Genomic DNA, 22,916 nt, shown 5'->3' on the forward strand with positions numbered 1-22,916 from the left:
CATTTTTATCATATTTGAAAGGCTTTCATATAATCGCCATGGGCAGTGATTAATTCATCACACATATTTCTGATGTCCTCTATATTCAGCTCAGCTGAAGTATGAGGGTCTAACATAGCTGCCTGGTAAATATAGCTGCGATCTCCGGTCACAGCAGCTTCAATGGTTAACAGCTGGGTATTGATATTGGTCATATTCATTGCGGCGCATTGAACTGGAAGTCTGCCTACATGGCAGGGGTTAATTCCTCTGTTATCAACAAGACAGGGCACTTCAACGCAAGCATCGGAGGGAAGATTGTCAATAAGCCCGGTATTTAATACATTACCTCCGATTTTATAAGGAACCCCGGTTATAACCGCTTCCATGATATAGGAAGCATATTCATGTGAACGTTCGTGGGTTATATTGCCATTATCGAGAATCGTTTCTTTATCTTTTTCCCAGCCTGCAATCTGATTAATACATCTTCTGGGGTATTCGTCTAAAGGAATATTAAATTTATCTATCATCTCAGGATAACGGGCTTTGATAAACAGAGGATTATATTCAGCATTATGTTCACTGGATTCCGTACAATAGTACCCGAAATTTCTTATGTATTCGAAACGGACCATATCGTCATGCTTTTCTGCTGCATTCATTTTGGCGGCTTTCCTTTTAATTTCAGGATATAAATCATTGCCGAACTTATCTTTTAATTCCAGAAGCCATCCCATATGATTGATACCAGCAATTAATTCCTTACGCCCTTCCAGTTTGTCCTCCATACCAAGCTTTTTTAAAAGACCTTCAGAGCATACCTGAACACTGTGGCATAATCCGACTGTCTGGATTTTCGTATAACGCTGCATATATCCGGAGAGCATTGCCATTGGATTGGTATAATTTAAAAACAAAGTATCAGGACATACTTCTTCCATGTCTCTTGCAAAATCAGCCATAACAGGAATAGTTCGTAATGCTCTCATAATTCCGCCAATGCCCATTGTATCTGCGATTGTCTGTCTTAGGCCATATTTCTTCGGGATTTCGAAATCTGTTATGGTACAGGGATCATAGCCGCCAACCTGAATTGCATTCACTACAAAATTAGCGTTTCTTAAGGCATCCTTTCGATTTTCTACACCCAGGTATGTCTTGATTGTTGCGCGTCCGTTATTAATGTTTTTGTTGATTGATTCTAATATGATCTGAGACTCACCAAGCCTTATTGGATCAATATCATAAAGGGCAATTTCACTTTCGCACAGAACAGGGGTGCACATGCAGTCACCAAGTACATTTCTTGCAAAAATAGTGCTTCCGGCTCCTAAAAAAGCAATTTTAATCATTTTTTATTTCCTCCTTCGGAATTCTATGATAGTTCTATTTTATTTGAATCAAAAGAGAGTGTCTCTGATTTTTGTTTCAAAAAATTTGTCGTTATGTTGCTTTTTATTCATTTGCACTGCTTCTGAATTTTTGCGGAGAAATGCTAAATTTATTCTTGAAATAATTAGAAAAGTAATGTTCGTCATGAAAATTTAAATCCAGGGATATTTCCTTAATTGTTTTGTTTGTGTTAAGAAGGAGTAACTTTGCCAAATCCAGTCGCTGCTTCATTAAATATTGATAGGGAGTTACGCCGAATGCCTGTTTAAAGATACGGATTGTTTGGGAAGGGGAGCGGTATATAAGCCCTGCCAATGTATTTAGGGAGATCTGTTCTTTGGTATGTTTATCAAGATAATTCTTTAATAGAACAGCTTCCTCTGATTGATGCAGGATATCAGAATGCAGATTTTCGTGTAAAAAAAGTATCATTTCAAAAAAAATAAGGGAGGCTTCTTTGGTAAAACTGCCGCTATCAAGAGGGGTTTTTGCATTGTTCAGAATTCGATTAAAATAGGAGCTTAAATCAATTCCTTTAATGTGTGATAAATTTCCCAGTCTGTATAAGGATAATAACGCTTCAATAAGAGGACCTTTGGCATTGAACCATATCTTAGTCCAAGGATTGTCTTTATGAGAGTAATACTCGTGATTACTGTTCTTTTTTAGGATATAGGTATCTCCTTTTAAGGCAGTAAAGGTTTTACCATCGCAGCATACCGTTCCTTCCCCTTCTAATATATATTCAAAAACATAGATGGGACTGCTTTTTCTGGATATACGATAAGTCTCATCGCAATAAGAAATACCGGTTAAGTCAATAAAAAATTCCATATCCCTTCCATTGTCTGGTAAAAAGCTATAAATAACCTCTCTCATGCGTATAATCCTCACCTTTATTTCAATAATCTCCATTTTATCAGTAATATTATAGCATTATAATACAAGTTAGTACAGGTAGGAGTCTGCAAAATATGACAGACCTATGAATTAAAGTTAGGAATACCTGATAGAGGAAAAGGTTTATTAAAATTTAGATAGGAAAGGGAATAATTATGAGTGACAAGCATATGAATTTAACAGAGTGCCCAACGAGAGAAGAATACCCAAGACCGCAGTTCGTAAGAAAAGAATGGATGAATCTCAATGGAATTTGGGATTTTGAAATGGATTTTGGAAAGAGCGGGATAGATCGTAAACTGTATGAAGGAGAAGGATTTACTAAAAAAATATTGGTTCCTTTTTGTCCTGAGAGCAGCTTATCCGGAATTAATTATAAAGATTTTATGAACATGGTCTGGTATAAAAGAGAATTTATTGTAGATAAGGTTACTGAAAAACGAACCTTACTGCATTTTCAGGCAGTGGATTATCATACAACCCTTTGGCTTAACGGGAAAAAAATAGGAGAGCACAAAGGTGGTTATACACCCTTTACCTTTGACATTACAGCTTTCATAACTGAAGGAGTTAACCTGATTACCTTATGTGCCAAGGATGATCCAAGAGAGAAGTTTCAACCCAGAGGGAAGCAGAGCGGGCAATATTATTCCGCCGGTTGTGACTATACAAGAACAACAGGTATCTGGCAGACTGTTTGGCTTGAATTCGTCTCAGAGAGCTATTTAAAAGAAGTAAAATACTATCCGAATGCAGCGGAGGGCTTGTTAAATGTAAGCGGATATGTGGAGGGACCTATAAAGGGCTTAAGCCTTACAGCGGAAGCATTCTATCAGGGAAAAGCGATGGGAAGGACAGAAGCTGTAATTCAAGGGAAAGAAGTTAATATCTCAATTCCTCTAAATGAGAAGCATTTATGGATGCCCGGTAAACCGGAGCTCTATGATCTTAAATTTACCTTATCAAAAGAAGAGGTTATAATAGATGAAGTTGAGAGTTATTTCGGACTTCGTGATATTTCCTATGACCAAGAGGGAGTGAGAATTAATGGGGAATTGATTTACCAAAGACTTGTATTGGATCAAGGCTTTTATCCCGATGGTATTTATACGGCTCCCTCAGAAGAAGCTTTAAAGAAGGATATTGAATTATCTATGGAGATGGGCTTTAATGGAGCCAGACTTCATCAAAAAGTATTTGAGCCAGCTTATTTATACTGGGCAGATCATCTTGGTTACCTTGTATGGGGAGAGTATGCAAGCTGGGGAGTTGATATGACGGATCTCTCTGCTGTCAATGTATTCTTACCGGAATGGATGGAAGCGGTAAGCAGAGATTTTAATAGTACAGCTCTGGTTGGTTGGTGCCCTTTTAATGAGACTTGGGATAAAAACGGATTTTGGATAGCTGACGGAAAATATATGTATGGAACCAGACAGGAGGATTCCATATTAAAATTGATATATGATGTAACAAAGGCTTTGGATGGTAATCGACCGGTTATTGATACCAGCGGAAATTTCCATGTTGTTACGGATATATTTGATATCCATGATTATGAGCAGGATGGAGAGGCTTTTGCAAAGAGATTCGAGCCTATGAATAACGGTGGTGAAACTTATGTTACATTTGCTGACCGTCAGAGTTATGAGGGCCAGGCATATTTTGTTTCTGAATATGGCGGTATCTGGTGGAGCGATGAAGAAAGAGACGGATGGGGATATGGACAAAGGCCAGCTTCCAGGGAAGAGTTCCTGGAAAGATATAGAATTTTAACAACGACTTTGTTAAAAAATAAAAGAGTCAGCGGTTTTTGCTATACACAGCTCTATGATGTAGAACAGGAGATGAACGGGCTTTATACCTACGGGCGAAAAGCCAAATTCGATCCCGCTCTCATAAAAGAAATTAATATGCAGAAAGCGGCTATTGAAGAATAAGAATTGATATGCCATAATAGTTGATGCGATAGTATGTCATTCGTAAGGGAGGCAGATTTAAGGTTTATGAACAGTAAATCCGATATCAATATTTATTATTGCGGGGAAGAAGCATGTGCTCCGGGACATTTTTTCGGACCGGCAATCCGCCCTCATTATCTGTTGCATTTTATTTTAAATGGCAAGGGTTATTATGAATCCAGAGGAAAACGTTATACCGTCAGTAAAGGAGAAGCATTTCTGATTAGACCCCAGGAGATTACTTATTATGAAGCGGATAAGGAAGAGCCTTGGGAATACTCCTGGGTTGCTTTCGATGGAGAGAAAACAGAGGAAATGCTGAAACGTGCCGGTTTTATCAATGAGAAGCCTATTTGTAACATACTTAAAATAGAAGATTGTGCTAGATACCTCCATCAGCTTATTAAGGTATTTGATAAAGCAGACAGTAATGAATATGAATTAATTGGGCTTTTCTATCAGATCTTTTCAACAGCTGAAATGGTGTACCAGAAAGAGGAAGAGGCGGCAGAACAAGGGTATTATGTGAAAGCCCTTACCTTTATTCGTCATAATTATGGCTATGATATTAAGGTAACGGATATTGCAAGATATGTTGGAATAGACAGAACTTATCTTTTTAAGATATTTAAGCACTTTCTAGGAAAGTCAGTAAAAGATTATCTGACAGAATACAGGTTACTAACAGCAAAGTATATGCTGCAGAGAACGACCTATAATATGACAGAGGTAGCATTATCCTGCGGCTTTTATGACCTGTCCTCCTTTTCCAGAAATTTTAAAAAAGCAGAAGGAGTTACCCCCATGCAATATAGAAGCAAGCTCCTGAGTGAAATTGGAAAATAGTACTGTCAAATCTGCTATACCAACTTGCTGTATGTTAAAATAAGCATAGTTTTAAGAACAAACCTATATTCTATAATCTAAGGATTGTATTCTTACCCCAACCCTATTATAATAGTTCAGGCAGAAGAATTTTGGCTCGTTGCGGGAAGAGAAAGAGGGCACTTAGATTATGACTTTGGATCAGTTAAGGATTGGCAAAAGAGGTCGAATTGTTTCGGTAAGCGGTAAGGGAGCTTTGCGGGACCGGCTTTTAGATATGGGATTGACACCGGGAACAGAGGTTATGGTAAGAAGGATGGCACCCTTTGGAGACCCAATGGAAATACTTCTTCGGGGTTATGAATTAACATTGCGATTGGAAGATGCTAAAAACATTGAGATAGAAAGGGTAAAGTTATGATTACATTTGCATTGGTGGGTAATCAAAATTGCGGGAAGACAACTCTTTTTAATCAATTGACAGGTTCCAACCAGCATGTGGGTAATTTTCCTGGTGTAACCGTTGAGAGAAAAGAAGGTATCCTTCGTAAACAGAGAGAGATTACAGTAGTTGATTTACCAGGCATCTACTCATTATCCCCTTATACGAAGGAAGAGATTGTTACAAGAGATTTTATTGCTAAGGGGCATCCAAACGGAATTATTAATATAGTGGATGCTATGAATATAGAGAGAAATCTTTATTTAAGTTTACAACTGATACAATTTGGAATACCGATGGTTATTGCGCTTAATATGATGGATGAAATAAGTACAAACGGCGGTATTATAAATATTGATGAATTACAGGAAAGCCTTGGAGTTCCGGTGGTACCAATTTCAGCTGTTAAGAACCAGGGTATTGATAAACTGGTACAAACTGCTGTTGATACTGTTTCAAAGAATAGAATTCCTAAGAGCAAGGATTTTTATAGCGGAAAGTGTGCTGAAGCATTAAAAGACATTAACGCAATGCTTAAAAAGTCTGCCAGAAAGCATCATATAAATACTGCTTTTGCAGCGGGCAAGCTATTAGAAAATGACAGTAAGATAGCAGAAGATTTACAATTGCAAAAAGAAGAAGAAAATGAAATTGAGAAAAGAATCCGTAGAATGGAAAATGAAATGCTTACGGATAGGAAAGCCGCTATGGCAGACATGCGGTACCGTTTTATTGATGAGTTATGCAAAAGAACGGTAATTAAACCAAAGGAAAGCAAACAGCATAGGCGGAGTATTCTAATTGATAACGTGCTGGCCAACAGATATCTTGCTATTCCGATCTTTCTTGGTATTATGTTTCTTATCTTTTGGCTCACCTTCGGAGTTATTGGGAGTACCTTAAGTGATTTACTTGGCAGTTTTATACAACTATTCTCGGATTATATAAGAATGATGTTAACCGGCCTTAAAGTTAATTCGGTTTTAGTTTCTTTGATAGCAGATGGGATACTTGCCGGTGTCGGTAGTGTATTATCCTTTGTACCGACTATTGTGATACTGTTTTTATTCTTAGCTTTGCTGGAAGATAGCGGCTACATGGCAAGAGTTGCTTTTATTATGGATAAGCTCCTCCAAAAGATTGGGCTTTCCGGACGCAGTTTCGTACCTATGATAATAGGTTTTGGCTGCAGCGTCCCGGCAGTTATGGCTACCAGAACCCTTCCCAGTGAAAGAGACAGGAGATTGACAATATTCTTAATCCCTTTCATGAGCTGCAGTGCAAAACTTCCTATTTATGGAATGTTCACCATGGCATTTTTTCCAAAAAATCGTGCTCTTATCATGATTTCACTATACATATTTGGAATGGTCATGGGAGTTATCAGTACTTTTGTGTTAAAGAAATTTGTTTATAAAGGGGCTCCGGATCGGTTTGTTATGGAACTGCCCAATTACCGTCTGCCGGGAACCAAAAGTGTATTGTTATTATTATGGGATAAGACAAAGGATTTTTTGACGAGAGCATTTACTGTTATCTTTTTAGCTACTATTGTGATCTGGTTCCTGCAGAAATTCAACTGGCAATTAAAGCCGGTAGAAGATAGTGCTGGCAGTATATTAGCAGGAATAGGCCATATGATTGCTCCTGTATTTCGCCCTATGGGTTTTGATGACTGGAGAGCTTCCACGGCATTAATTACCGGTTTTATGGCGAAGGAAGCGGTTGTCAGTACCTTTGGTGTTTTGACCGGTGCGGGTTCTTCCAAGCTTCCTTTAGCACTGGCACAATTAATGACACCAATGGCAGCCTATGCCTTCCTGATCTTTACTTTAATTTATTCTCCCTGTGTTGCGGCAATCAGTATTATTAAGAGAGAGCTAAATACCAGTACAGCCTTAAAAGTTGCTGTTTATCAGACAGCGGTGGCCTGGTTCTGCGCTATGATAGTTTATCAGATTGCAAGGATTTTCTTTTAAAAGTGGAGTAGAACAAAATATATAAGAAAATAATAGTGTGTCAGATATAGCAAAAGTAGCTGCTTATATCTGACATATTTTTATTTATAGCGTAAAAAACAACTCCATTATTTTCTTGTTATGATAAGGGAACAAGTGAAAGGTTTTTCTCGTCTAATGTTTACAAAGTGGAAATAAAGATTATTTTCTTTAAATTACTATAATGCATCTATTAAAAAGAACAAAAATAAAGATGAAAGGTTAGGTAAGAGTCTATGCTGAAAAAATATAATCAGGTAGTATTTATGATGGTTGGAGTTAGTTTAGCTTTCGTTTTATTGATAGCTGCTAACTTTATTACAGCCCAAACAGTATCACATACTCTTAATAATAAACAGACCGCATATATGAAAATGGACAGCAAAGCGGAATCCATAATTCCTGCCAACGATGAAATAAATACTCAGGCAGGCCGTTCCCCTATCGTAATCTTATCTGTCCTTACTATCGTATTGATTTTAAGCGGCACCCTTTATGTAGCACAAAAAGAACAGAAGTAATTTTCTCTTACAACAGAATGGTACAAAATTCGACAAACCTTAATATATTAATATTGATGATGGAAATTATATAGCATAAATTTTGTCATCGGGCCTTCCTGTATATCATTGCGGAAGAGCAAATATAAGAAAGGAAATGCGTAATGAAATTTTTGAGTAAATTTCATACGGATTTGAAGAGAGAAAAAGTCGGATTAATACCATTTGAAGTACAACAGGTTCATGAAAGTGCAAGTGAAATACCTCAGGGAATTCAGATGATCAATGCGCCTTATCTTTGGGAGGCATCAAAGAAAGGGGAAGGTGTGGTAGTTGCTATTATTGATACAGGCTGCCAGACTGATCATCCGGATCTTATAGGTAGAATTGTAGGCGGAAGAAATTTTACCAAGGATTACAATAAGGATGTTAATAAATTCGAAGATAACAACGGACATGGAACACATGTTGCAGGAACAATCGCAGCAATCGAGAATAATGTTGGCGTTGTCGGAGCTGCTCCTTTGGTTAAGCTTTTGATTCTCAAAGTATTAGATAAGAATGGCAGCGGAAGTTATCAGAGTATTATTGATGGCATTAATTATGCGGTTACCTGGAGAGGCAGCAATGGAGAAAAAGTAAGAGTAATCTCCATGTCTCTTGGCGGACCAACCGATGTCGCTAACCTTCATAATGCAGTAAAAAATGCAGTTGCCAATGATATACTGGTAATCTGCGCGGCAGGAAATGAAGGAGATAACAACAGTAAAACCAATGAATTCAGTTACCCCGGAGCCTATAATGAAGCTATCGCAGTAGGTGCTATTGATTTTAATAAAAAGATAGCTACTTTCAGTAACAGCAATGATAACGTAGATTTGGTAGCACCCGGTGTGGGAATATTATCAACTTATATCGGCGGAAAATACGCAACCTTAAGTGGTACTTCTATGGCTACTCCTCATGTTTCAGGTGCAGCTGCACTTATTGTCAATGAAAGTGAAAGTGCCTTCCAAAGACATTTAACAGAAGCTGAGCTTTATGCCCAATTGATAAAGAAAACCGTGGATCTTGGAATAAGCAAGAAGAGCCAGGGAAATGGTTTGATAGATTTATCCAGATAATTAATGTAGAAATACAAAGGGAATCTGTAATAACAGATTCCCTTTGTATCAATTTTGCACTAAGATTAGTCAGTGCATTTGTCTCTCAATATTCAGTTGTAATTAAAACAAATACCCTTTAAGCGAAATCAATTGAAATAGTACTTATCTTCATGACAATAGCCAGTCCAACTTAACCATCTCCTAAATTTGCTGTTATTGGGTTCCACTACAGTTTGAGACGAGCTGTAGTTTTTTATCTTTAAAGTCAATGGACTACAGGCGGCATCTGATTAGAAATAAAAGAAAATTTCTTTTTCATTTGCTTGTGTATCCATTCATTATTATAAACAAAAGAGCTTGTATTATGCAGAATTTATATTGTAATATATGGAAATCATTTTAGAGAAAGATAAAATTTATACAAAAGAAGCCTTCCTTACGAGTTTTCGTTGGAAGGCTCTTTTGTGAATGAGTCTTGTAGGACTCATCTCATTTTTAGTTTGTATACAGAATGAGAAAAACTGTATTTCAATTTTATATTGAAGGATAACTGCACAAATATCTTTGAATCCCTCCAAGACATTACTCGTTAACAAAATTGACTTCATCTTTTATATAAGCTATCTGCATCAGGTTCATGTTCTTAAAGGGAAGATAAATTTGATTTGCTATCCACTCTCTATTATGTATAATATCAAAGAAAATATACGTATTTAAAGTTTATTTTTAAGTTTCTTGAAGGAATACCGCCGATAAAGAAAAATAGAATGACTTTTTTGTGAACACCGGAAATCAAGGTTGTATTCTAAACGAGTATACAATATAATGTAGTAGTGTGAGGGATTGATAAGTAAAATTTCCCTTCCGAATTAAATTTTAACAGTGCTGCAGAGCCTGGTACACAGACAGCCTATAGCAGCCTGAATAGATTAAAAATTGGAGAGAATTTATGACTAACTGGATTATTGATTTTATGAACCAATTCGGATATCTAGGAATTACTTTTTTAATAGCTTTAGAAAATGTTTTTCCGCCGATTCCGTCTGAAGTTATATTGACTTTTGGTGGTTTCATGACTACCTTCACAACATTAACAGTAGAAGGTGTTATAATCTTCTCAACCTTGGGGTCCTTGATTGGTGCTGCTATTCTATACGGTTTAGGAAATATCTTATCCATGGAAAGGATGGAAAAGATATTAGACGGTAAGCTTGGTAAAATTCTTCATTTGAAAAAAGAGGATGTAGGGAAAGCTTATACCTGGTTCAATTCTAAAGGAAAGATAACAGTTCTAATATGCCGCTGTATACCTATTGTACGAAGCCTTATATCCATACCGGCAGGAATGTCAGGCATGAATTTTGGAATCTTCTTTCTCCTTACAGCAATTGGTTCCCTCGTGTGGAATACCGTTTTGGTATTCTTGGGTAAAGCAGCAAGTAATTCCTGGGAGAAGATAGTAGCTAAAACAGATACTTTTACACATATCACAATCATTGTTCTTGGCATTTTATTCATAGCATTGGTATTCTGGTTTTATAAATCAAGAAAAAAAAATAAAGATGATGAACATTAAAATAAGAGCAGGAATGGAGTTATTTCCATTCCTGCTTTATTTTAGTAAGCTTTATCTTCTTTTGCTTTAAAGGATTCACAATCCGTATCTTCTGCTTTTGAAGAGTAAGATTCGTTTTTGCCAACCATAATTTTGTCCAGTGTACAATGCTGTGAATCACCTGCATGATATTTACATTCTGACACTCTGCAACCTATGCTTGAATTAATGTCCATCTTAAAAATCTCCTTTCAAACGGGTACAATGATTTTCGCGAAAGATTAGTAAAGTTCTTTGCAGTAGTTAGAATGTACTTTTTATCTTCTTTTATTCTGTAATTTATTGCTAATGAGATACAATTAAGTTACCGCCTGAATAAACTTTTTCGATATTGTAATTTTTATCCATTACAATAAAATCAGCGCGTTTGCCTTTTTCAATTGAACCAATTTCGTTATCTGCATGTATTGCTCTGGCAGGGTATAAAGTAGCACTAAGAACTGCCTGCTCAACAGGAATACCGATTTCTATACACTTCTTAAAGGCTTTATAGATGGTAGTGGTAGAGCCTGCAATGGTTCCATCCTCCAAAGCTGCCTTTCCATCTTTAACAATTACTTTTTGTCCGCCAAGTTCGTAAGGGCCGTCTTCCAGACCGGCAGCACTCATGGAGTCAGAGATAAGGATTAGTTTTTCCGGGAAAGCTTTAAATACCAGTCTCATAACAGAAGGATGGATATGGATTCCATCACAGATAATCTCAGCATTTACAGGGCAGTCAGAAACAGCACCGATTATACCCGGAGCCCTATGGTGGAGACCGTTCATGGCGTTGAATAAATGAGTAACGTGGGTTGCACCTGCTTCAATAGCCTTTACAGCAGTATCGTAATCACAGGAGGTATGAGCAAGAGATATTATTTTCTTTTTACTGTATTTTTCAATAAAGGGAAGAGCTCCTGGTAAATCCGGATCAAGATCAATAATTCGAACTCTGTCGCCGGATATGTCATTTAGTTCCTCATATTTCTGCTCATTGATAGAGAGCAGATATCTGGTATCATGAGCTCCTTTTTTTGATGCGCCAAGGAAAGGCCCTTCCATATTAATGCCAATAATACGGCTGCCTTTTGTTCCTTTTTCGCAAACCGTTTTAATGTTTTCCATGGCTTTTTTGTATGTATCATAGCCAATTGTCATAGTTGTCGCAAGAATGGAAGTGATACCGTTTTCACTATAGAATTCACACATCTTCTCCAGTTCCTCGGGAGCAGATGTTGTAAAATCATAACCGATACAACCATGGGAGTGCAATTCTATAAAGCCGGGAATTATAAGCTTATCTGTTAAATCCAATGTCTCATGTTCTTCGGTGTTAGCTGCTGTATCCTGAAAAAGACCGCCCGAAACAGTGATATCAGCCGCTTGGAATTTACCGTCTATAAAGACAGATGCATTTTTTAATAACATAATGATAACCATATCCTTTCTGATACCTGCAAATTTACACTGCAGGTATAAAGTTACAATCTCTTATTCAAAGGAATAAACAACTGTTACATCCGGATGAAATTGCAGAATGGAAGCAGGCAGCTCAGGAGTTACAGGACCGAATAAAGCTTTCTGGATGATATCCTGTTTGTCAGGTCCGTTCGCAATCAAAAGAATCTTCTTAGACTGCATAATGGAGCGAATACCCATAGTGATAGCTTTATCAGGAACCTCTTCTAAGGACTGGAAGAAACGAGCATTGGCTTGTCGTGTGGTTTCATCCAATTCGACAACATGAGTTGTCTTCTCAAAGGAGACATCCGGTTCATTAAAACCTATATGTCCGTTGTGTCCGATGCCTAAGAGCTGTAAGTCAATACCGCCAAGATCAGCAATCAACTTCTCATAGCGAATACATTCCTCTTCCGGATCATTTGCAAGACCATTAGGTACATTTGTATTAAGTGGGTTAATGTTGACATGGGAGAAGAAATGCTGGTTCATGAAGTAACGATAGCTTTGCGGATTCTCAGGAGAAATGCCCCAGTATTCATCCAAATTAACGGATGTTACTTTTGAAAAATCAACATCTCCTTTCTGATACCATTCAATAAGCTGTTCATAGGTGCCAATAGGAGAGGAGCCAGTTGCAAGACCAAGAACACTGTTTGGTTTTAAGATAACCTGTGCGGAGATTACATTTGCGGCTTTTCTGCTTAAATCCTTATAACCATTAGCTTTAATCAAGTTCATTTTCGTACCTCACATTGTAAAATTAGTATAAAATTGTAGTTTTGACCGCAGTTTTAAGACTGCGGTTCGTAAAATAATAGTAGCTTAACTAAAATAAAAAAGCAAGAAAAATAAAAAATATTTTCATGATAGAATAAAAATATTTTTCATAAAGAGTATACAAGCCTTTTATATATGAGTATAATCTTTTAATAGAAGGTTTAAACAGAGTAATGCATCTATTTACCTCCTTATTGACAGCAAAAATAAGTAACGATAAAATATTGGGAAGGGCAGCCTTATTATAGAACTGTAATCCTGACACGAATAGCCTAGCAACTAAGATACTGTTATGAAAAGAAGGTGAAACATGAGCGGAATATTAGAAAGAATTGAAAAAAATTACTCAAAATTTACGAAATCCGAAAAAAAAGTTGCAGATTATATCTTTGAAAATCCAAGAAAAGTATTATATACCTCCATAACGGACTTGGCTTTGAACTGTAAGGTTGGAGATACTACGGTTTTTCGTTTTTGCAAAGAGCTAAAGTTAAATGGTTATCAGGAATTCAAGGTGCTTTTAGCACAGGATATTACGAAGAACGAAGGAAATAAGGAAAGTGTTGCAGGTATTATTGAAGTCGGAGATGATACAAGAACTATCTGTGAAAAGACATTATCCGCACATATAGAAAGTTTAAAAGAGACCTTTGAATTACTGGATTTCGAACAGGCAGGAAAAACAGTGGATTTAATGTCGGCTGCCAGAAAAATTCATTTCTTTGGAGTGGGTTCTTCCGGTGCGATTGCCTTGGAAGCAAAACAGAAATTTATGAGAATTATTCCTAATGTAGAGTTTACCGGAGATACACATATGCAGCACATGGCAGCCTCTTTGTTAGACTCCAGAGACCTGGCTGTTATATTTTCCTATTCCGGATCTACGAAGGATATGATAGAGATACATAAGTTGGTAAAGCAAAATGGCTGCCCGTCTGTTATAATAACCCATTTTGCTAAAACCGCGCTTACAGCAGATGCGGATATAGTCCTTTTATGCGGCTCAAATGAAGGACCCTTGGACGGGGGAGCCTCTACTACCTCTGTGGTACAATTATATGTCCTTGAGGTATTGTATTTGCAATACTTTATCAAACACTACAACCAATGCATGGAGAATAAGGCAAGAACGACAGAGTCCATATCTACAAAGCTTCTATAATATGTAATATATATAATAAAAAATTGATGATTTTATTTTGAGATAAAATTAATAAAAAGCTGCAATTTCATAGGTTGAAATTGCAGCTTTTCTCATTATACGCCTTGGTGTATTGCCTAGGTCAAGAATCAGGCTGAGGTGCCAATATAGAGTTTTATCTTATCGATTCTCTTTTGTTTTACGGAGAGTATTTTAAATACCAAGTTATCAATTTCTATTGTACGGTCTTCATCATCACTTGGAATGGCTCCCATGGTATCAATAAGGAAACCTGAGATAGTGTCATAATTCTCGGATGAGATATCAAGGTCCAACTCATCATTGAGCTCATCAATGGTAAGAAGTCCGTCTAAGAGATAAGTGGAGTTATCCAGTTTCTTTATCTTTGGAATATAAGTATCGTATTCGTCCTCAATATCCCCCATGACCTCTTCTACAAGATCTTCCATGGTAACTATACCGGAAAAACCACCATATTCGTCAATCAAAACCGCAATATGATTTTTTGAAACCTGAAGTTCTTTAAACAATTCATAGATATTCTTACTATCAGGAACCAGATAAGGCTTCGTTAAAATAGAACGAATATCAATGTTGTCCCTGCCCGCTTTGATAACTTCTTTCATATAATCCTTAAAATATAAGATACCAATAACATTGTCAATATCATCTTCATATACCGGAATACGGGAGTATTTTGTTTCCAGTAACTTATCAAAATAGCTTTCCGCAGGGTCCAGAATATTAACGGCAAAAACATTAACCTTCGGTGTCATGATTTCCTTGGCTATTTTATCATCGAATTCGATAATAGAATTAATCATTTCTCTTTCGTTCTCATTAAGCACACCATGTACTTGTCCTTCATCGATTAAGGACTTTATTTCCTCCCTGGATAAAACATCTTCTTGAATAGATGCTTTTGAACCGAATATTCTCATTACCAGATTAGTGGAAGCCGTAAGAAAACGGATGAAAGGAGAGGTTACTTTCGATATGGTATTAATGGGCTTTACAACAAACATACTAATTTCTTCGGTTTTTGTTAAAGCTATTCTTTTGGGAACTAATTCACCAAATACCAAAGTAAAATAGGATAAGATAATGGTCACTGCAAAAAAGGATATTTCATCACCATGTGGAACATGAAGCTTTAATAACCATTGTCCTAAGGTTCCGGATAAGCCGGTTGCTGCAGATGCACTGGAAAAGAAACCGGCTAAGGTAATTGCAACCTGTATAGTCGAGAGGAATTTCGTAGGTTCCTCCATAATTTTCTGAACCAGACCGGCTCTCTTGTTACCATTGTCGGCCAGCCGCTTAATTTTGTTTTTGTTGGATGATACCATTGCCATTTCGGCACATGAGAAAAATGCATTGATAAATGTTATAACGATTAGTATTAGTATCTGAATTAAAATACTATCCCCGTCAGGGTCAGAATCCATTGTAAATAATCCTCCTAAAAAAATTTTGTATCTATTATATCACAAAATTGAAAAAAGGTAAATAGGCCAGATGGGGTTATTGTAAAGTGCTGTATTTAGAGATAATAGTTGTAAACTTAAACAACAGGAATAAAACTATTAAATATACATATGCATGCAACAATATACACATTGTGTCATAAAAATACATGCACTTATAGTGACCATCTTTTGATAAAATCAAATTGTATTGATATTGAACTGCCAGTAATTACATCTTATTCGCATATTGTACTTTTGTATACAATTTTAAAATACGCCACAAAGCCAGTATTTATCCAGTGTTTCGAGATATCCTGTTAGGCTATGGTGAAAAAAGGCAGGTTGACAGTGGGAGTGAAATGGTTTATAATCGGTGGGAAAGTAGGCATTTTTTGTGGTAACATTTTAAAGTAAAAAATGTATACTTTTATGAATGAAAACTGGTGAAAATGACGGCAGGCAGAACAAAGTTTTACGAGTACAGCAGACAGTAAATAAAAAACGGATGCCCTTTGAATATGAAAGGGGTGTCGGTTTTTATAAGTGTCAACATTGATGTAAAATCTATTTGAAATAGATTAGAAGTCAGGGAGGCATATGGCTAGAAAGGATGATTAGGTGAACGAATTGTTACAGAAATTTAATTTTTCAGATGATGTAAAAGCAATAATTAGTGGTTGTAAGAGCGTAGTAGTACCTGCTACCAAAGAGGAATTACTGGCTCTTTCCTTTGGTCCAGAAGGTGGAAATGAATTCGAGGTCAGATACGACGTAGAAGGAAAAGGTTCTGTTCTGGAAGCAACAGTAACAAGATGCCGAAATGGTGTAATCGGTAACTATCCGGAAGACTATATGAGAAGAAGAGATCCGGATAGCCTTATTGTATCAGATGATAAGGAAACAGATAAACCTAGATATGAGGAGGTTTACCACAAGGATTTTAAAGAATTAAGAGACGCTACACTTAATTGGCTTAAGGGACAGGATTTAATGTTAATTCCCTTTATGTCCGGTGGCAAAGAGTACGGATATCCATCCATTTTAATTGCTCCGGCTAATGCAGGTTTTTTTGGTGCTGCTTTAGCTGATTTACAGGAATTTGTTAGTATAAATGATATGGAAGATGGATTTACCCCAAAAGCAATTGTTTATCTTGCTCCGCCGTTTCGTCATACTCATTTTAATGGTAAGCAAGTGGTTGTTCATAACAGACTTGATGATTTACATGAAGTATTTTCTTATAATCTCTATCCAGGTCCCAGTGCAAAAAAAGGTATTTATGGTGTATTGCTAAATATAGGTGAGAATGAAGGCTGGACTACATGCCACGCATCCACAGTAAAGGTAATTACTCCCTATGATAATGAAATTGTTATCATGCATGAAGGTGCTTCTGGCGGCGGTAAGAGCGAAATGACAGAAAATATCCATAGAGAATTAGACGGTAAGGTTGTTCTTGGTGTGAATACCATTACCAAAGAAAAAACATATATTGAACTGGTAGATGCATGCGAACTTCGTCCTGTTACGGATGATATGGCTTTATGCCATACCGATATGCAGAATGAAAGTCATAAGTTAGTTGTAAAGGATGCAGAAGACGGTTGGTTTTTACGTCTTGATAACATAAAGAAATATGGAGACTCTCCACAGCTTGAAAGCACATTAATCCAGCCTAAGAGACCTTTAGTATATATAAACATGCAGGCAACCTCCGGTGCGACCTGTCTGCCTTGGGAGCATATCATTGATTCTGACGGTAAACCTTGTCCGAACCCGAGAGTTATTCTTCCAAGAGAATTTGTTCAGGATGTGGTCAGCGAACTTGTTGAGGTGGACATCAGAAGCTTTGGTGTTAGGACACCGCCTTGTACGAAAGAGAAGCCAAGTTATGGTGTTATTGGCCTGTTCCATATCCTTCCTCCGGCTCTTGCATGGTTATGGAGACTTGTGGCACCAAGAGGCTACAATAACCCCAGTATTAATTCAACCAATAAGATGACAAGTGAAGGTGTTGGCTCCTATTGGCCATTTGCAACCGGTAAAATGGTAACCCAGGCCAATCTGCTTTTGGAACAGATAAAGAATTCTTCTCATACCAGATATGTATTAATTCCTAATCAGCATATCGGTGTATATGAAGTAAGTTTCATGCCCCAATGGGTAGCAAGAGAATATATTGCAAGACGCGGCGGAGCAAAATTCAAGCCGGAACATTTAGTGGAAGCACGCTGCAATATCCTTGGATATTGTCAGAAGTCAATTCGTATTGACGGAAGATATATCAGAAATGATTTCCTTCGTCCAGAGCTTCAGGCTGAGGTGGGTATTGAGGGATATGATAAAGGTGCCCAAATTCTGGTTGATTTCTTTAAGGATGAGCTTGCTAAGTTTAACACACCTGAACTTGATCCTTTAGGAAGAAAAATTATTGAATGCTTTTATAACAATGGAACATTGGATGACTATTGTGACATTCTTCCAATGAGATATTAATTCTTTAATAATAAAATATGCTGTTATATAGATGATTCAAAGCCCGGAAAGCTTTACTTTCCGGGCTTTTATTTTCAGAAGGATATTTATTGCATTCAACTTACATATATATTACAAAGTACTTTATAAGAGGAATGTATGACACCGGAAGAACAGATTAAAATAACAAGCAATGATTATGCAGATATAATAGTAGAACATGATGCTGACCTTGATAGATTAGAGGGAATAACCGGTGAAACGATGGTGAAACTGGATGAAACTTATGCAGTTGTTTATGTGCCGGTTAAAAAGCCACTATTAAAATTAGTCGAGGAAATTGGGTATACTACAATACCAAAAGTATTTGGATTAGCTGAATCTCTTACTTATGAAGCAGTAGGTCTTAACAGGCTCCTGACACTTCCAGGGCTTAATCTGAGAGGAGAAGGCGTAATTATTGGAATTATTGATACCGGAATTGATTACCGCAATCCGGTTTTTATGAAGAGTGATAAAACTACAAGGATTTTGTCTATTTGGGATCAAACTATCATTAACCCGGATGCTGGGGAAAATACATTTTACTATGGTAAAGAGTTCACACAGAGTGATATTAATACTGCACTTATGAGTGAAAACCCTCTAACAGTAGTCCCTACTAATGATGAGAATGGGCATGGTACCGCTTTGGCTGGATTAGCTGCCGGTAATGTAGTTACTGAGAATGATTTCAGCGGTGTTGCCACTGCTTCTGAAATTGCAGTGGTGAAATTGAAACAGGCAAAAGATGCTCTGCGAGATTACCTCTTTATTCCAAAAGATGTGGATTGCTATCAGGAAAATGATATTATGGCAGGTGTTCTTTATCTTGTAAATCTTTCAAAAGCACAAAAAAAGCCAATCGTAATCTGTATAGGGCTTAGTTCCAATATGGGAGGACATGACGGCAGAGAGCCCATAAGCCATATGTTAGCTTCGCTTGCTGAAAGAAATGGTGTAATTATAGTCCTGCCGGGTGGAAACGAAGGTGCAGCCGGACATCATTATTATTCTAATATTGATAATAAGGTAGGTTATGATACCGTTGAATTGAATGTAGGAAAAGGTGAGAATGGGTTTACTCTTGAAATATGGGGTCAGGCACCTGGTGTATATTCTATTGATATCACATCTCCTTCCGGGGAGTATATACCAAGAATACCGGCAAGACTAGGTGAAAGCAGAGTTATTCGGTTTTTATTTGAGGATACTACCCTTAATATTAGCTACCAGATTGCAGAGGCGCAAACAGGAGATCAGCTCATATTCATGCAGTTTATTAAACCGGCTGAAGGCATCTGGCGAATTAAAGTATATGGTATAAAAGATATCAGCACAGGATTCCATGTATGGCTTCCGTTAACCGGATTTATAAAGGAAGATACTAAATTTGTCAAACCGAATCCTGATACCACGATAACAACACCAGGAAATGCAGGCATACCAATAACTGTCACCGCTTATGATTACAGAAATCAGAGCCTTTATCGAAATGCAGGCAGAGGATATACCAGATTAAATGGTATAAAGCCGGATTTAGCAGCACCAGGGGTAGAATTATTATGCCCTGGCAGTAATGGTTTTACATCAAAATCAGGAACCAGCCTTGCTGCGGCAGTTACAGCAGGAATATGTGCTTTGATTGTTGAATGGGGATTAGTAAAAGGTAAGATGGTATATATGGATACCATTGAAGTGAAGCAATTTCTTATCAGAGGAGTAAAACGCAGTCCTACATTGACTTATCCAAACAAAGAATGGGGATTTGGTATGATTGATATATACAGAACCTTCGACAGTTTAAGAGGTGAGACAATACAGAGATAAGAAGAATGAATAAGCTATAAACAGTAGAAGCATACTTATCTTGAAAAGAATAGATAAGGAGGTAAATATGCCAAAAGACAGTCAACCGGATAACAAAAAGGCTCGCATGGAGAAAGCGGATAATCAAACTCCTATAACCCGGGAAAATCAGAATCAAAATAGAAATGCTAAGAAACAATCTATAAAGCACAATGATGTTTAACCATCAGGAAAGAGATAATTATGGCAAAAGCAGGAATGAGACGACCAGATGAGGAAGAACCTCACGGAACGATGGAGCATATAGGACTTACCAGAAAGAAAAACGAAGAAAAGCCCGTTCCTGAAATCCAGGGTAAAGCAAAAAGCGGTCATGAAAAGGCAAATCCAATAAAATATGACGGTAAATGGTAAGAATTTAGCCAAGGCTGCTGCATGAGAATAGCAGCAGCCTTTTTCGTGTAAATAATAGTGTAAATAATATATGTAATTGGGGGTTGCAAAGTTTAATCCCGAGCATTATAATAGGGATTAAATTAGTAGGGATTAAACATATTGTATAGTAGCATATTATTTTATGAAATATCCCTATTTACTATGAATGAAAGGTAGATGGTGATCACTATGTCAGATAAGTTATTGGAAATAAAAGGACTTAAGGTTTGTGTTGAAGGGAAAGAGATATTAAATGGATTAGATCTTGCTATTAATAAAGGAGAAACCCATGTCATTATGGGACCTAATGGAGCGGGAAAATCAACTCTGGGTTATTCTATAATGGGACATCCGAAATATGAAGTGGAAGAAGGCAGTATATATTTTGAGGGAGATGACATTACATACGAAAAGACGGATGTAAGAGCCAAAAAGGGAATCTTTCTATCCTTCCAGAACCCGGAAGAATTGTCAGGTGTTAGTTTAGAGAGCTTTATGAGGACATCAAAAATAGCAGTGGACGGAAAGCCTTTAAAAGTTCTTTCGTATAGAAAAGAAATGGGAAAAACCATGGAAAGCCTTGGTATGGATAAAGAATATGGAGATCGTTATCTCAATGTTGGGTTTTCTGGTGGTGAAAAGAAAAAATCAGAAATACTCCAGATGCTAATGCTGAATCCCAAGCTTGCAATATTAGATGAAACTGATTCCGGGCTTGATGTGGATGCTGTTAAAATAGTATCCCAGGGAGTAAAGACCTTTAAAAATAAAAACAATTCTCTTTTAATAATTACTCATAATACAAAGATTCTTGAATATCTGGATGTTGACTATGTGCATATATTGGTCGACGGTAAATTGGTAAAGACCGGAGATGCATCTCTTGTTGAGGAAGTTAACAGAAAAGGATTCAAAGAATTAGCTTTTCATTAAAACAGTTGAAAAACTATTTTAACGATTGTAAAGAAAATATGTTTCAGCTGTAATAAGCTCAAAGACTTGCAGCAGAAAGGAGCCAAATATGGAAGCTGTTAAGAATAAGACTTACGTCGAAGATGTGAACCGAAGTATTTATGATATAAAGGATAAAGTGGATGCCTCATATAAGACTTCAAAAGGCCTTACTTCCGGAATCGTAAATGCTATATCCTTAGAAAAAAATGACCCGGCATGGATGAGAGAATTCAGACAGAATTCACTTAAAATATATAAAGAACTTAATGTTCCGGTGTGGGGCCCCAGCCTTGAGGGTCTTAATATGGAGGATATCGTAACATATGTCAGACCAAATACAAAAATGCAGTTAAAGTGGGAAGAAGTGCCGGAGGATATCAAGAATACCTTCGAACGCTTGGGAATTCCCCAGGCTGAGAGAACTTCCCTTGCAGGGGTCGGCGCTCAATATGATTCGGAGGTAGTTTACCATAATGTAAGAGAAGAAGTAAAAAATCTCGGTGTTATTTATACGGATATGGAAAGTGCTGTAAGAGAGCATGAAGATATCGTAAGGGAGCATTTTATGAAGTTAGTGACCCCCAGAGACCATAAATTTGCTGCATTGCACGGTGCTGTATGGAGCGGAGGCTCCTTTGTTTATGTTCCGCCGGGAGTATCGGTGGAGATACCGTTACAGTCCTATTTCCGTTTGAACGCGCCGGGAGCCGGTCAGTTCGAGCATACGTTGATTGTAGTTGATAAAGGAGCTAATCTGCATTTTATCGAAGGCTGTTCCGCACCCAAATACAATGTAGCCAATCTGCATGCAGGCTGTGTGGAACTATTCGTAGGGGAAGGCGCAAGGCTTCGTTATTCGACGATTGAAAACTGGTCTAAAAATATGTTCAACTTAAATACCAAACGTGCTTCTGTAGAAAAAAACGGAACAATGGAATGGGTCTCCGGTTCCTTTGGTTCAAGAGTATCCTATCTCTATCCTATGAGCATCTTAAAAGGTGAGAATGCAAAGATGGAATATACAGGTATTACTTTTGCAGGTAACGGGCAGAACCTGGATACTGGCGTAAAAGTAGTTCATGCAGCAAAAAATACTTCCTCCCATATGAGCTCCAAATCAATCTCAAAAGATGGCGGATGCTCAACCTTTCGCAGCGCAGTTGTTATGGGCGCCGAAGCAGATGGTGCCAAATGTGCGGTGTCCTGTGAATCGCTGATGCTTGATTCCAAGTCAAGGTCTGATACAATTCCTGTTATGGATATCCGTAATGACAATGTTGACATAGGACATGAAGCAAAAATCGGAAGAATCAGTGATGATACAATATTCTATCTTATGAGCAGAGGGCTTAGTGAAGCAGATGCAAGGGCAATGATTGTTAGTGGTTTTGCAGAGCCAATTGCCAAAGAACTTCCGTTGGAATATGCTCTTGAAATGAATCAGCTGATCCGCCTAGAAATGGAAGGCAGCATTGGCTAATTAGTAGGAATTATTGAGAAGCATAATTCCTACATAAATATGGGTTGGCGCCCATATTTAAGGCGTGTTGGCGGTGCGTTAAGGCGTATTGGCGACGTGTGAGATTAGTAGGAATTATTGAGAAACATAATTCCTACATAAATATGGGCT

At 37.4% G+C, this 22,916-nt stretch carries 20 protein-coding genes; 14 read left to right on the forward strand and 6 right to left on the reverse strand.

Translation table 11 applies throughout. From position 1 onward, the window contains the following. Window positions 1–8: 8 nt before the first annotated feature. Window positions 9–1,334 (reverse strand): alpha-glucosidase/alpha-galactosidase, encoded by a 1,326-nt coding sequence (gene melA / locus bsdcttw_RS12225; RefSeq protein WP_185255153.1) that lies wholly within the window; start codon window positions 1,332–1,334, stop codon window positions 9–11. A 103-nt stretch (window positions 1,335–1,437) separates the two neighbouring features. Continuing rightward, on the reverse strand, window positions 1,438–2,208 hold the full coding sequence (locus tag bsdcttw_RS12230; protein WP_185255154.1) for an AraC family transcriptional regulator: 771 nt from the start codon (window positions 2,206–2,208) through the stop codon (window positions 1,438–1,440). Between the two features lie 221 nt (window positions 2,209–2,429). Between bsdcttw_RS12230 and bsdcttw_RS12235 the strand changes: the two genes are divergently transcribed. The 7 genes from bsdcttw_RS12235 (at window position 2,430) to bsdcttw_RS12265 (ending at window position 10,681) form a co-directional block, all read left to right on the forward strand. Then, the gene (locus bsdcttw_RS12235) at window positions 2,430–4,214 is read left to right on the forward strand and encodes a glycoside hydrolase family 2 protein (protein WP_225903642.1); all 1,785 of its coding nucleotides are present in this window, start codon (window positions 2,430–2,432) and stop codon (window positions 4,212–4,214) included. Between the two features lie 66 nt (window positions 4,215–4,280). Continuing rightward, on the forward strand, window positions 4,281–5,081 hold the full coding sequence (locus bsdcttw_RS12240; RefSeq protein WP_185255155.1) for an AraC family transcriptional regulator: 801 nt from the start codon (window positions 4,281–4,283) through the stop codon (window positions 5,079–5,081). A gap of 169 nt (window positions 5,082–5,250) precedes the next feature. Next, complete coding sequence (locus bsdcttw_RS12245; RefSeq protein ID WP_185255156.1) at window positions 5,251–5,481, forward strand: FeoA family protein; 231 nt, start codon at window positions 5,251–5,253, stop codon at window positions 5,479–5,481. Beyond that, the gene (feoB, locus tag bsdcttw_RS12250; RefSeq protein WP_330602163.1) at window positions 5,478–7,481 is read left to right on the forward strand and encodes a ferrous iron transport protein B; all 2,004 of its coding nucleotides are present in this window, start codon (window positions 5,478–5,480) and stop codon (window positions 7,479–7,481) included. Before bsdcttw_RS12245 ends, feoB begins: the two co-directional genes overlap by 4 nt. A gap of 254 nt (window positions 7,482–7,735) precedes the next feature. Continuing rightward, entirely contained in the window at window positions 7,736–8,020 is a 285-nt protein-coding gene (locus bsdcttw_RS12255; RefSeq protein WP_185255157.1) for a hypothetical protein, read from the forward strand. 143 nt (window positions 8,021–8,163) lie between these two features. After that, window positions 8,164–9,123 (forward strand): S8 family peptidase, encoded by a 960-nt coding sequence (locus bsdcttw_RS12260; RefSeq protein ID WP_185255158.1) that lies wholly within the window; start codon window positions 8,164–8,166, stop codon window positions 9,121–9,123. Between the two features lie 931 nt (window positions 9,124–10,054). Then, the gene (locus bsdcttw_RS12265) at window positions 10,055–10,681 is read left to right on the forward strand and encodes a DedA family protein (RefSeq protein ID WP_185255159.1); all 627 of its coding nucleotides are present in this window, start codon (window positions 10,055–10,057) and stop codon (window positions 10,679–10,681) included. Between the two features lie 41 nt (window positions 10,682–10,722). Here the strand turns inward: bsdcttw_RS12265 and bsdcttw_RS12270 are convergent, their stop codons facing one another. The 3 genes from bsdcttw_RS12270 to nagB form a co-directional block, all read right to left on the reverse strand. Next, window positions 10,723–10,896 (reverse strand): DUF1540 domain-containing protein, encoded by a 174-nt coding sequence (locus tag bsdcttw_RS12270; RefSeq protein WP_185255160.1) that lies wholly within the window; start codon window positions 10,894–10,896, stop codon window positions 10,723–10,725. A gap of 109 nt (window positions 10,897–11,005) precedes the next feature. Next, window positions 11,006–12,130: an N-acetylglucosamine-6-phosphate deacetylase gene (nagA, locus tag bsdcttw_RS12275; protein WP_185255161.1), complete on the reverse strand. Its 1,125-nt coding sequence runs from the start codon at window positions 12,128–12,130 to the stop codon at window positions 11,006–11,008. 63 nt (window positions 12,131–12,193) lie between these two features. Continuing rightward, window positions 12,194–12,904, reverse strand: a complete 711-nt coding sequence (gene nagB / locus bsdcttw_RS12280) for a glucosamine-6-phosphate deaminase (protein ID WP_185255162.1) — start codon at window positions 12,902–12,904, stop codon at window positions 12,194–12,196. A gap of 349 nt (window positions 12,905–13,253) precedes the next feature. Here nagB and bsdcttw_RS12285 point away from each other — a divergent pair, with 349 nt between their 5' ends. Next, window positions 13,254–14,105, forward strand: coding sequence for a MurR/RpiR family transcriptional regulator (locus bsdcttw_RS12285; RefSeq protein ID WP_185255163.1), 852 nt, complete (start codon window positions 13,254–13,256; stop codon window positions 14,103–14,105). Between the two features lie 128 nt (window positions 14,106–14,233). On the opposite strand, the gene bsdcttw_RS12290 is transcribed toward bsdcttw_RS12285, so the two are convergent. Beyond that, the gene (locus bsdcttw_RS12290; protein WP_185255164.1) at window positions 14,234–15,553 is read right to left on the reverse strand and encodes a hemolysin family protein; all 1,320 of its coding nucleotides are present in this window, start codon (window positions 15,551–15,553) and stop codon (window positions 14,234–14,236) included. 639 nt (window positions 15,554–16,192) lie between these two features. Between bsdcttw_RS12290 and bsdcttw_RS12295 the strand changes: the two genes are divergently transcribed. The 6 genes from bsdcttw_RS12295 to sufB all read left to right on the forward strand — a co-directional run bounded on the left by bsdcttw_RS12295 (window position 16,193) and on the right by sufB (window position 22,766). Further along, window positions 16,193–18,070, forward strand: coding sequence for a DUF4914 family protein (locus bsdcttw_RS12295; RefSeq protein ID WP_197979800.1), 1,878 nt, complete (start codon window positions 16,193–16,195; stop codon window positions 18,068–18,070). A 138-nt stretch (window positions 18,071–18,208) separates the two neighbouring features. Further along, window positions 18,209–19,918: a S8 family peptidase gene (locus bsdcttw_RS12300; RefSeq protein ID WP_185255165.1), complete on the forward strand. Its 1,710-nt coding sequence runs from the start codon at window positions 18,209–18,211 to the stop codon at window positions 19,916–19,918. Window positions 19,919–19,985: 67 nt separating this feature from the next. Beyond that, a complete protein-coding gene (locus tag bsdcttw_RS25230; RefSeq protein WP_269140601.1) occupies window positions 19,986–20,120 on the forward strand; it encodes a hypothetical protein in 135 nt (44 codons plus the stop codon). A gap of 20 nt (window positions 20,121–20,140) precedes the next feature. Next, window positions 20,141–20,311: a hypothetical protein gene (locus bsdcttw_RS12305; RefSeq protein WP_185255166.1), complete on the forward strand. Its 171-nt coding sequence runs from the start codon at window positions 20,141–20,143 to the stop codon at window positions 20,309–20,311. Between the two features lie 210 nt (window positions 20,312–20,521). Then, window positions 20,522–21,265 carry a Fe-S cluster assembly ATPase SufC gene (gene sufC / locus bsdcttw_RS12310; protein ID WP_185255167.1) on the forward strand — a complete coding sequence of 248 codons (744 nt, stop codon included), beginning with the start codon at window positions 20,522–20,524 and terminating at the stop codon, window positions 21,263–21,265. An 88-nt stretch (window positions 21,266–21,353) separates the two neighbouring features. Next, complete coding sequence (sufB, locus tag bsdcttw_RS12315) at window positions 21,354–22,766, forward strand: Fe-S cluster assembly protein SufB (protein WP_185255168.1); 1,413 nt, start codon at window positions 21,354–21,356, stop codon at window positions 22,764–22,766. Window positions 22,767–22,916: the final 150 nt, after the last annotated feature.

Source organism: Anaerocolumna chitinilytica, from assembly GCF_014218355.1.
Taxonomy (GTDB): Bacteria; Bacillota; Clostridia; order Lachnospirales; family Lachnospiraceae; genus Anaerocolumna; species Anaerocolumna chitinilytica.

Excerpts from the sequence above, each read along its gene's own strand:
- bsdcttw_RS12265 (WP_185255159.1), top strand. The coding sequence starts at position 10,055 with ATGACTAACTGGATTATTGATTTTATGAACCAATTCGGATATCTAGGA.
- sufB (WP_185255168.1), top strand. The coding sequence starts at position 21,354 with ATGGAAGCTGTTAAGAATAAGACTTACGTCGAAGATGTGAACCGAAGT.
- bsdcttw_RS12260 (WP_185255158.1), top strand. The coding sequence starts at position 8,164 with ATGAAATTTTTGAGTAAATTTCATACGGATTTGAAGAGAGAAAAAGTC.
- bsdcttw_RS25230 (WP_269140601.1), top strand. The coding sequence starts at position 19,986 with ATGCCAAAAGACAGTCAACCGGATAACAAAAAGGCTCGCATGGAGAAA.
- bsdcttw_RS12305 (WP_185255166.1), top strand. The coding sequence starts at position 20,141 with ATGGCAAAAGCAGGAATGAGACGACCAGATGAGGAAGAACCTCACGGA.
- bsdcttw_RS12245 (WP_185255156.1), top strand. The coding sequence starts at position 5,251 with ATGACTTTGGATCAGTTAAGGATTGGCAAAAGAGGTCGAATTGTTTCG.
- nagA (WP_185255161.1), bottom strand. The coding sequence starts at position 12,130 with ATGTTATTAAAAAATGCATCTGTCTTTATAGACGGTAAATTCCAAGCG.
- bsdcttw_RS12290 (WP_185255164.1), bottom strand. The coding sequence starts at position 15,553 with ATGGATTCTGACCCTGACGGGGATAGTATTTTAATTCAGATACTAATA.
- bsdcttw_RS12235 (WP_225903642.1), top strand. The coding sequence starts at position 2,430 with ATGAGTGACAAGCATATGAATTTAACAGAGTGCCCAACGAGAGAAGAA.
- feoB (WP_330602163.1), top strand. The coding sequence starts at position 5,478 with ATGATTACATTTGCATTGGTGGGTAATCAAAATTGCGGGAAGACAACT.
- bsdcttw_RS12285 (WP_185255163.1), top strand. The coding sequence starts at position 13,254 with ATGAGCGGAATATTAGAAAGAATTGAAAAAAATTACTCAAAATTTACG.
- bsdcttw_RS12240 (WP_185255155.1), top strand. The coding sequence starts at position 4,281 with ATGAACAGTAAATCCGATATCAATATTTATTATTGCGGGGAAGAAGCA.
- bsdcttw_RS12300 (WP_185255165.1), top strand. The coding sequence starts at position 18,209 with ATGACACCGGAAGAACAGATTAAAATAACAAGCAATGATTATGCAGAT.
- bsdcttw_RS12270 (WP_185255160.1), bottom strand. The coding sequence starts at position 10,896 with ATGGACATTAATTCAAGCATAGGTTGCAGAGTGTCAGAATGTAAATAT.
- nagB (WP_185255162.1), bottom strand. The coding sequence starts at position 12,904 with ATGAACTTGATTAAAGCTAATGGTTATAAGGATTTAAGCAGAAAAGCC.
- bsdcttw_RS12230 (WP_185255154.1), bottom strand. The coding sequence starts at position 2,208 with ATGGAATTTTTTATTGACTTAACCGGTATTTCTTATTGCGATGAGACT.
- sufC (WP_185255167.1), top strand. The coding sequence starts at position 20,522 with ATGTCAGATAAGTTATTGGAAATAAAAGGACTTAAGGTTTGTGTTGAA.
- bsdcttw_RS12255 (WP_185255157.1), top strand. The coding sequence starts at position 7,736 with ATGCTGAAAAAATATAATCAGGTAGTATTTATGATGGTTGGAGTTAGT.
- melA (WP_185255153.1), bottom strand. The coding sequence starts at position 1,334 with ATGATTAAAATTGCTTTTTTAGGAGCCGGAAGCACTATTTTTGCAAGA.